Source organism: Brenneria alni, from assembly GCF_003666245.1.
Classification (GTDB): domain Bacteria; phylum Pseudomonadota; class Gammaproteobacteria; order Enterobacterales; family Enterobacteriaceae; genus Brenneria; species Brenneria alni.
On the sequence record NZ_MJLZ01000068.1, the window covers coordinates 1 to 9,666 of the forward strand.

Below are 9,666 nucleotides of genomic sequence, written 5' to 3' on the forward strand. Positions count from 1 at the left end.
GATTTATTGAGCGATTTAATAAAACACTACGAACAGAAATACTTGACATGTATCTGTTCAGAACACTGTCAGAAGTCCGTGTGCTAACAGAAGACTGGCGCGCAGAATACAACGAAGAACGTCCGCATAGCTCACTGGGTGATATGCCACCCGTTATCTATGCGCGGCAAAAACTGGCCGGAGATCCTCATTGGCGGTGGTACTAAAAACCGGAGGGACTACATACCGTCATTTGCAACAGCACAGGTTTCACGCACTACGGCCTGCCAAAACCAGCCATTATTTTGTAGACGACCGGTCTATTATGATATATGGTAGACACATGAAAACAACACGTAAAGCTGAACTCACCCGCCAACACATTCTCGACACAGGCCGAAAACTGGTGCTGCGCAAGGGTTTTATCGGGGTGGGCCTGAAGGAAATACTCGATTCCTGCGAAGTGCCCAAAGGCTCGTTCTATCACTACTTCCCATCCAAGGAGCAGTTCGGCTGCGTACTGCTGGAGCATTACGTCAGCGATTACGAACAGCGGCTGGACATGATATTCGCGCCCGGCGCAAGCAGCGGGCGCGAACGCCTGATGCACTACTGGACGGCATGGATCGACGATCCGCAGTTGGGCGGCTGGGCCGAGCACTGTCTGGTGGTCAAGCTCGCCGCCGAGATAGCGGATCTGTCTGAAGACATGCGTCTGATCCTGTGCGACGGCGTGAAGCGGCTGGTCGCCCGCATCGCTGACGTAGTGGCGGACGGCCAGCACGACGGTTCGCTACCGACAGCGCTGGCGCCGGAGGCTACCGCGCAAGCGTTGTACCAGCTCTGGTTAGGCGCCGCTCTGCTGTCTAAACTGAATCAAGACAAAGCGCCGCTACAGCAAGCACTGTCGACCACCGAATTGTTGCTCGTCCCGACAGGAAGCATTTGATGGCACTTTTACTCACCGTTCACTGAAATTCAAACCTAAGGAATCCCTGATATGAACATTTTGATCGTTCTTACCTCACACGACCGCCTCGGCGACACAGGCAAGAAAACCGGTTTCTGGCTGGAAGAATTCGCCGCCCCTTACTATGTGTTCAAGGATGCGGGTGCGCAATTGACGCTGGTTTCGCCGCTGGGTGGTCAACCGCCGCTGGATCCCAAGAGCGACGAACCGGAAGCGCAGACTGCCGCAACCGAACGTTTCCGCAAGGATCCGCAAGCTCAAGAGGCGCTGGCCAACACCGGCAAACTGGCCGATGTGCGCGAGTCTGATTTTGATGCCGTGTTCTATCCCGGTGGCCATGGCCCGCTGTGGGATCTGGCCGAGAGTGCTGATTCGATCGCGCTGATTGAGGCTTTCGATCGTGCCGGCAAGCCATTCGGACTGGTCTGCCACGCGCCGGGGGCATTACGCCACGTGCGCGCTGCTGATGGTCAGCCATTGGTTAAAGGGCGCAAGGTCACCGGTTTTTCCAATAGTGAAGAAGATGCGGTGCAATTGAGCCAGGTGGTGCCGTTTCTGATTGAAGATGAGTTCAAGCGCCAGGGTGGCCTGTATGAGAAAGGCGCCGACTGGCAACCCTACATCGTCACCGACGGTCACTTGACCACCGGCCAGAATCCCGCCAGTTCCGAAGCCGTGGCCGAAGCCCTGATCAAGCAGTTGGCTTGACCATCCGCCCTCTCATTCAAAGTTTTACGGAGTTAATGATGAATTCTCCCGTTACCGCAGCAACACTGGCCGCAACCGTAGCCGCAATGAAACATGCTCACGTTCAGGATGGCCCGGCCAGCGCGGAGTTACGCCGTGACCGTCTGGACCGCGCCGTGAAATTGCTCACCGGGCACCACCAGGAACTGGTGGCGGCGATCAGTGCCGATTATGGGCATCGCAGCCCTTACCAGACTCTGCTGGCCGATGTACTGTCTTCTGTCGGCGCATTGCAGTACGCGGCGGAAAATCTGGAGCAATGGATGCAAGCCGAGGAACAACCCGAGCCAGCCCCCGGCGTACAGGCTCGCGTGCAGTACCAGCCGCTGGGCGTGGTCGGCATTATCAGCCCGTGGAACTTCCCACTCAATCTGGCCTTTAGCCCGTTGGCGGGCGTATTTGCCGCAGGCAACCGCGCCTTGATCAAACCGTCTGAGTTGACTCCTCGCACCGCCGAACTGCTGGCCGACCTGATTGGCCGCTATTTCGATCCGCTGGAACTGACCACAGTGCTCGGTGATGCCGAGGTGGGCGCAGCTTTCAGCGCCCAGGCGTTCGACCATCTGGTATTCACCGGCAGTACCGGCGTTGGCCGTCATGTGATGCGGGCAGCGGCCGAGAACCTGGTGCCGGTAACGCTGGAGTTGGGCGGCAAGTCGCCAGTGGTTATCGATACTGATGCCGATGTGCAGATGGCCGCCGAACGGGTGCTGACAGTCAAAACTTTCAACGCCGGTCAGATCTGTATTTCCCCCGACTACGTGATACTGCCTGAAAACGCCCGCGACGCTTTCGTGGATCACGCACGTCGTTTCGTTGCCCGAATCTTCCCGACACTACAAGGCAACCCGGACTACACATCTATCGTCAGCGAGCGTCACTTCCAGCGCCTACAGAGCCTGCTGGATGACGCTCGCGCCAAAGGCGCCACGGTCATCGGGCTGGAGCCGGAAGGAGAAGCGAACGCTAATGCGACCACCCGCAAATTGGCGCCGACGCTGGTGCTCGACGTCACAGACGAGATGCTGGTGATGCAGGAAGAAATCTTCGGGCCGCTCCTGCCGATCAAGACCTATCGCAGCGCCGACGAAGCGCTGGACTATATCAACACCCATCCGCGTCCGCTGGCCGCCTACTACTTCAGTCAGGATCCGGTGCGCCAGCAACAGTTTAGCGAACGCACCACCTCCGGCGCGCTGGTGATCAACGACGTAATGACTCACGCATCGGTCGAGAGCGTGCCATTCGGCGGCGTAGGAGCGTCAGGCATCGGCGCCTATCACGGCATCCACGGCTTCCGCCGTTTCAGTCATGCCAAAGCGGTGGTGGTGCAAAGCCCTGACGGTGAACTCAATCTGCGCCTGCGTGCGCCCTATGCCCCTGGTCTGGCGGAAATCGAAGCCCTGCTGGCAGGCTGAACCATGCAGCCGATCCCGACGGATCGGCTGACATTCCCCCGTGATATTTTTCCCCCAGGAAAACCCGATGCAAACTTTTCACCAGACAGGTGCGACGGCCATTTCTCTGTTTGATGTACAAAAGAATGATCTGACTGAGGCCCGCCTCCGGGCATGAGAACAGTACAAGACTTATTGCTCTATGACATAACCGTACAGCCGTTTACTGCCATCTTCCTCAGCCACGCTGTAGACGCCTTGCAGTTCGGGCGAAAACCCCGGCAACAGGTTGATGCCGGCTTCCAGCGCCAGAAAATAACGCTGTACCGCCCCGCCCCACATTTCCCCCGGCACCACGCACAACACGCCCGGCGGATAAGGCAAAGCCCCTTCTGCCGCGATACGGCCTGCGGCCTGAGCAATCGGCACCAATTCAATGTTGCCCCGCACAAATGCGCGGTTTGCTTCCTGTGGCAACATCTCTACCTGCGGGAGTGAGCTTTTACGGAACATCGCTTTTTGCAAGTCTTTCACATTATGGCTGGCGTAAAAATCATGCATTTCCTGACAAAGCCGACGCAGCGTATAACCGTGATAGCGCTGTTCATATTTATGGTACAAGCTGGGCAGAACCTCACTTAATGGGGCATCTCGCTCTATAAGCTGCTCAAAATGGACGATGGCTTCAACAAGGCGCTGCATTTTAATGCTGTCTTCCGCAGGCGTAAGCAGGAACAGGATCGAGTTCAGATCGCATTTTTCAGGGATGATGCCATGCTCGCGCAGGTAGTTGGCCAGAATGGTCGCCGGAATGCCGAAGTCAGTATATTCACCGCTGACCACATCAATACCCGGCGTGGTTAACAGTAATTTACAGGGATCGATAAAATATTGGTTCTGGGCATAGCCATCAAAGGCGTGCCACTTTTCGCCCGGCTCAAAGTTGAAGAAACGCACGTCATGCGCCATCACCCCGGTATCATGATCCTGCCACGGTATCCCCGCGACCATTGTCGGCACAAACGGCTGAATCAAATCACAACGCGCCAGCAACTGTTTACGCGCCTCAATGCCGGTTTTCACACACTCCAGCCATAAACGACGACCGCTGGCGCCCTCATGCATTTTGGCATTCACGTCCAGTGCGGCAAACAGCGGGTAGAACGGGCTGGTAGACGCATGCAACATAAACGCATTGTTAAAACGTTTATGGTTACAGAAACGCCGCTGCCCTTTGATGTGGGTATCTTTCTTATGTATCTGCGACGTTTGCGAGAATCCTGCCTGTTGCTTATGCACCGATTGAGTGACAAAAATACCCGGATCGTTCTCATTCAGATCCAGCAACAGCGGTGAGCACTGTTCCATCATCGGAATAAACTGCTCGTAACCCACCCAGGCGGAATCAAACAGAATGTAGTCGCACAGGTGGCCGATACTATCCACCACCTGACGTGCGTTATAAATGGTGCCGTCATAGGTGCCAAGCTGGATCACCGCCAGACGGAACGGGCGCGGTTCATTGGCGCGTTCCGGCGCTACTTCACTTACCAGCTTACGTAAATAGGCTTCATCAAAACAATGTGCATCAATCCCGCCGATAAAGCCGAAAGGGTTACGCACCGTTTCCAGATAGACCGGTGTTGCCCCGGCCTGGATCAGCGCACCGTGGTGGTTGGATTTATGATTGTTGCGATCGAACAACACCAAATCACCGCGAGTCAACAACGCATTGGTGACCACTTTATTGGCGGCGGATGTCCCATTGAGCACAAAATAGGTTTTATCCGCATTGAATACACGGGCAGCGAATTTCTGCGCTTTCTTGGCAGCGCCTTCATGGATCAGCAGATCGCCCAGCTTGACATCGGCATTGCAAATATCTGACCGGAAAATATTTTCGCCATAAAAATCAAAAAACTGTCGTCCTGCGGGGTGTTTACGAAAGAAATTCCCCCCCTGATGCCCTGGGCAGGCGAAGGTGGTATTTTCCATTTCAACATACTTAATCAACGTATCGAAAAATGGCGGCAGCATTGCATCCTGATACGCCTGTGCTGCATTTTCCAGCACATCGGCATGGTCACCGGAGTCATCCAGCAGTAACCACTCGCTGCCGGTCGGCAACATTTCAGACAGTGAATCTGAGTCATTATTCCGCACGACAAAAGCCGGAATAGTAAAACCGGAATGATGTAATATTGACAGGATCCCACAGTGCGCTTCTTCAATAGAGACCACCACAGCTGCCACATCGGTAAAATCAGTCTGACTCAGCGCAACAATTTCACGCGCCGTGATTAAACGGGCGGCAACCGCCGTATTAGCCGCAATTTTTAACTGTTTCATTTAACCAAACCCAAACGGTTAAGGATGAGTGTACGTGTCCGGAAGACACAGCGCAGGGATAGCAATCCCGACCAATCACAATGCCAATCAATAACGACAAGCGCATGATCCCTACAGTTATTACTGTAGGTTAAGAATGGGTAAACTGGAGCCAGCACCATCCGATAGACATCAGTAAAATCAGAGCAAAACTCTATTTTTAATCATGCCTAACAGCGAGCGTACAAACGCCTCACCGCATGGTGGCGGGGGATAATCGAAGAGACAGAGAAAGGCGGCTAAAACGGGAGGCCGGCAGCGACATCATCAAAGATCCGGCGCAGTAATTTTGCACCATGAGCAATGAATCCGACATATCAGCAGCCCTCTTAACTACAGGTGAACAGGGAGTTCAAGCGAACAGAACGTTAAAAAACCGCGCAATATTGGCATTATTTTTCATCAAATTCAAGAAACAAGTACCCCCATTTTATACCAGAGCGTGACATTACAGCCAAAGACGCTATTGCCAATAAAACCCTTGCAGCGCCGATTACCGACAGGATAAACACAACCGCTATTATTGCCTGAAAATAGAGCAGGCACGCGGGTTTGTGACAGAAACCCGTTGACGGCGCACAGTCAATACGGTTTAATGCGCCCCGTTGCCCGGATAGCTCAGTCGGTAGAGCAGAGGATTGAAAATCCTCGTGTCCTTGGTTCGATTCCGAGTCCGGGCACCACTCATTTAGAAACGGACGTCTACTGACGTCCGTTTTGCTTTATAAAGTCAACAAGTTATCTCCTTCCAGTTGTCTACTACTGTCCGTTAAAATCTACTGGCAGCGCCCCCTATTTGTTGGTAAAAATGTTGGTAATCTCAGTTCGATGGGATTTTTACCAACATTTGCACAGGAGGCTTGCTATGCGCTTAACTGATATTGCTGTAAAAAACGCCAAGCCTTCCGACAAACAGATCAAGCTATCAGATGGTAAGGGGCTTTATCTGCTGGTGCATCCCAACGGTTCCAAATACTGGCAAGCGGCTTATCGCTATGATGGTAAGCAGAAAGTGTTCTCGATTGGCACCTACCCTTCTGTATCGCTCTCAGAAGCCCGTACAAGCCTCTTAGAGATGAAATCTCTGTTAGCTAATGGAGTTGACCCGTTGCAGCAAAAAAAGGCTGTAAAAGCTGAGGAGCGCGGAGATTTTACGTTTGAGGCAGTGGCGCGGGACTGGCACAAAAAAATGTCTGTCAGTGAGCGCTGGATACCTCAGCATAGTGAACGGATTTTAAATAGCCTCATCAATCATCTTTTCCCTGCTATCGGCTCAAAAAATATTACCAAGTTGACTACGCGCGATCTGTTGCTTCCGCTTCGTAAAATTGAGGGTAAAGGCCAGCACGAAACGGCTTCACGCCTGAAACAACGTATTACAGCTATCATGCGTTATGCTGTTCAAGAAGATATGATTAACAATAATCCCGCTAATGAACTTGGCGGCACGTTAATCACCCCCAAAAGGACACATTACCCAGCGCTTGAACTTGAGCAAATACCCGATCTACTTGCTCGTATTGATGCTTATAATGGTCGTAGATTAACGGTATTGGCTTTAAAGCTCACTATGCTTGTATTCATCCGTTCAAGTGAATTGAGGTTTGCCCGTTGGCCTGAAATAGATTTCAAAAATGCTTTATGGATTATTCCACCAGAAAGAGACGAGATCGAGAACGTTAGATTTTCTGAGCGAGGATCTAAAATGCGGATACCGCATTATGTCCCTCTCTGTAAACAAGCTATAAAAATATTAGAAGAACTAAAAGAGATTAGTTATGATGTTTCAGATGGGCAGGGATTAATTTTCATTGGTAGCCATGACTACCGAAAACCAATGAGCGAAAACACAATCAATAAATCCTTAAGGCTCATGGGCTATGATACACAAAAAGATATATGCGGCCACGGTTTCCGCACAATGGCTTGTAGTAGTCTGGTTGAATCCGGCATATGGACTGAAGACGCTATAGAAAGGCAAATGAGCCATAAAGAACAAAATAATGTTCGTGCTGCTTATATTCATAAAGCCAAGCATATTACCCAAAGGCGGTTAATGCTTCAATGGTGGGCTGATTATTTAGACGCAAACAAAGAAAGGCATATTATGCCGTTTGATTTTGCCAGAATAAATAACTGATTACCAAAAACGATAAAGGAGGCTTTAAGCCTCTTTTATCGCGGTTTAAAACCTCTTGGTTTTAAATGCTGTTCGTCTTCCTGCTGTAGTGGTGTTGTTTCATTTTTTGGCTTTTCTTTTTTAAGAGCTTCTTTTAACTTCGATTTAAACCTATTTTCATCCATACTCAAACCTAAAGGTTTTTTCTTTATTTCTTCTATAACTATTTTTTCTTTATTCTTTGGCTGGATAACTGGTTTTTTAATACCTAAACGATCTCTTATTTCTTCGATCTTAGCTGCTCTACTATTGAAACGGCTACCGCTCTTGAGTCTAAATTTATTTGTGGCTGCGTTGGCTGTTTCTGCATGATCAAGTATCCTACTAATAGAACCGCTGCTAAGTTTAGAACTCCTACTATTGAAGCCACCTTGATTATAAGTTTTGATTGGTTCTTTATTGTATTGTTTTTTAACTCTGTTGAGTACTTGTGCAGCTTTTTGTGTTGTTCTTCTAACTTTTGGGCTTGTTGATCTATTGTATTTTTCGCTGAGTTTAAAGCGGTTGTTGTTGCCTCTAATGAGTTGTTCACTCTTGTTAATGTCTGTTGTGTCTGATTTAATGCTGTGCTGACTGACTCCGATAATATCATCATCGTTTCTGATAATGGTTCTATCGTCATTGATATTTGGTTCAACAAATGATCGTCTAATACTATTTTCGTCATCTGTTTTTCTTGCTGAGAATCTTCTAACGAGTTCATCATCTCTATTTTTGTCATATTTCACCTTGCCTTTAATAGTATTCCAACTGTATTTTTTACCTAACTGTGAGCCTTTAAAATAAATATTTTTTTCATTATTTTTGATACCAAACGACACTCCGGCGACGTTGCCAGTGCTTGCAACGTTGAAGGCCGGATCGATGCCTACAGCCTGCAGTCTGTCTATGAATGTCTCAAGGTCTGGTTTTCCTACCATAGCCGCCTGTAATGCGTTCTGTAGCACGATACGAGCTGGTTTTTCACCAGTGCGGAGGGCTTGCTCGATCTCGTTCTTAGTTGGTGCTGATACCTCTGATTTTTGACCTTTAAGCCCCTGTGTGATGGTTAAGCCGTGCTTTACTTCTAAACGTTCACAAGCTGCTATTGTATTAAATGCTGAGTGCTGACCATGCCATACAGAACCATCAAGCCCAACACGATTGGCTACTATATGAATATGGTCTTGATCTGTATCTTTATGACGCACACAAATATATTGATGTTTGTCTATATCAATATTCATTTCTTTCAAATAGTCTTTTGCTATCTCTTGCCATTGTTCATCTGTTAAATGTTCATTCTTTGGAAGAGATAAAAATGCATGAAAGACTGGTTTTTTTATATCTTGTCTAAAGCTGCTTACAGTTTTAAACTCATCAGTTAAATTACTAACATTATTAAAATCACTTGCCATATTGCTACATATGAAATTGTGATCATCCTTTAATATATACTCAACCCTATTTTTAAATGATCTTCCTGTTTTAGCTACATTTCCTTTCATACGGTATAAACCTCACAAGCTTTTAATATTCTTTTCATAAGTTGCTTTATGGCAAAGTTAGCTTCTGAGGCTACCGACTGTTTAAAGTCTTCATTGGTATGTAGTCTTTTAGCAATCTGATTTATATTATTGCCTTGATGTTGTATTTCTCTATACAATGATTGCTCAAAATCTGGCATTTTTCTTTTAACAATAGGTTCAGATTTTAAAATCTCTTTTCTAATGTAATGCCCCCTCTCAAGGCCGGACGCCTCAACAAGTTCTTTTAAATATTCAAACTCTGCTTTGTTTACTCTAAACTGTATAGATATATCTCTGCGTTCTTCGTGATTTAATTCTATACGTCCTCTTTTTCTGTCTGTATCCATATATTAACCACCTGTAAACATATAATCTCTTATTGCTTTTATATAGTCCTCATCATTTTCATCAATCAAAGACTTTAGAAGATTATCAGCTTTATTTTCTTGTATATATCTATGAGACACGAAATAACATAGCCTTCTTTCATCACTATTT

At 48.4% G+C, this 9,666-nt stretch carries 8 protein-coding genes and 1 tRNA gene; 6 read left to right on the forward strand and 3 right to left on the reverse strand.

What is annotated here, in order from left to right:
- The 4 genes from BIY29_RS18970 to BIY29_RS18985 all read left to right on the forward strand — a co-directional run.
- Nucleotides 1–206: integrase core domain-containing protein (locus BIY29_RS18970; RefSeq protein ID WP_147437148.1), on the forward strand; the 206-nt coding region annotated here is incomplete at its 5' end.
- Entirely contained in the window at nt 197–928 is a 732-nt protein-coding gene (locus tag BIY29_RS18975) for a TetR/AcrR family transcriptional regulator (protein WP_240630222.1), read from the forward strand. The genes BIY29_RS18970 and BIY29_RS18975, both read left to right, overlap by 10 nt.
- A gap of 51 nt (nt 929–979) precedes the next feature.
- Nucleotides 980–1,657, forward strand: a complete 678-nt coding sequence (locus tag BIY29_RS18980; RefSeq protein ID WP_121576585.1) for a type 1 glutamine amidotransferase domain-containing protein — start codon at nt 980–982, stop codon at nt 1,655–1,657.
- Nucleotides 1,658–1,695: 38 nt separating this feature from the next.
- Complete coding sequence (locus tag BIY29_RS18985; RefSeq protein WP_121576586.1) at nt 1,696–3,114, forward strand: coniferyl aldehyde dehydrogenase; 1,419 nt, start codon at nt 1,696–1,698, stop codon at nt 3,112–3,114.
- A 171-nt stretch (nt 3,115–3,285) separates the two neighbouring features.
- Here the strand turns inward: BIY29_RS18985 and BIY29_RS18990 are convergent, their stop codons facing one another.
- Nucleotides 3,286–5,442, reverse strand: coding sequence for an ornithine decarboxylase (locus tag BIY29_RS18990; RefSeq protein WP_121576587.1), 2,157 nt, complete (start codon nt 5,440–5,442; stop codon nt 3,286–3,288).
- Between the two features lie 646 nt (nt 5,443–6,088).
- Here BIY29_RS18990 and BIY29_RS18995 point away from each other — a divergent pair.
- Nucleotides 6,089–6,164 (forward strand) — tRNA-Phe (locus tag BIY29_RS18995).
- 182 nt (nt 6,165–6,346) lie between these two features.
- The gene (locus tag BIY29_RS19000; RefSeq protein ID WP_121576588.1) at nt 6,347–7,621 is read left to right on the forward strand and encodes a tyrosine-type recombinase/integrase; all 1,275 of its coding nucleotides are present in this window, start codon (nt 6,347–6,349) and stop codon (nt 7,619–7,621) included.
- Between the two features lie 35 nt (nt 7,622–7,656).
- On the opposite strand, the gene BIY29_RS19005 is transcribed toward BIY29_RS19000, so the two are convergent.
- Nucleotides 7,657–9,147 carry a relaxase/mobilization nuclease domain-containing protein gene (locus tag BIY29_RS19005; protein WP_121576589.1) on the reverse strand — a complete coding sequence of 497 codons (1,491 nt, stop codon included), beginning with the start codon at nt 9,145–9,147 and terminating at the stop codon, nt 7,657–7,659.
- On the reverse strand, nt 9,144–9,515 hold the full coding sequence (locus tag BIY29_RS19010) for a plasmid mobilization protein (protein WP_121576590.1): 372 nt from the start codon (nt 9,513–9,515) through the stop codon (nt 9,144–9,146). The genes BIY29_RS19005 and BIY29_RS19010 overlap by 4 nt, the downstream gene beginning before the upstream one ends.
- Nucleotides 9,516–9,666: the final 151 nt, after the last annotated feature.

Coding starts and splice junctions, on each gene's coding strand:
- BIY29_RS18990 (WP_121576587.1), bottom strand. CDS start 5,442: ATGAAACAGTTAAAAATTGCGGCTAATACGGCGGTTGCCGCCCGTTTA.
- BIY29_RS19000 (WP_121576588.1), top strand. CDS start 6,347: ATGCGCTTAACTGATATTGCTGTAAAAAACGCCAAGCCTTCCGACAAA.
- BIY29_RS19005 (WP_121576589.1), bottom strand. CDS start 9,147: ATGAAAGGAAATGTAGCTAAAACAGGAAGATCATTTAAAAATAGGGTT.
- BIY29_RS19010 (WP_121576590.1), bottom strand. CDS start 9,515: ATGGATACAGACAGAAAAAGAGGACGTATAGAATTAAATCACGAAGAA.
- BIY29_RS18985 (WP_121576586.1), top strand. CDS start 1,696: ATGAATTCTCCCGTTACCGCAGCAACACTGGCCGCAACCGTAGCCGCA.
- BIY29_RS18980 (WP_121576585.1), top strand. CDS start 980: ATGAACATTTTGATCGTTCTTACCTCACACGACCGCCTCGGCGACACA.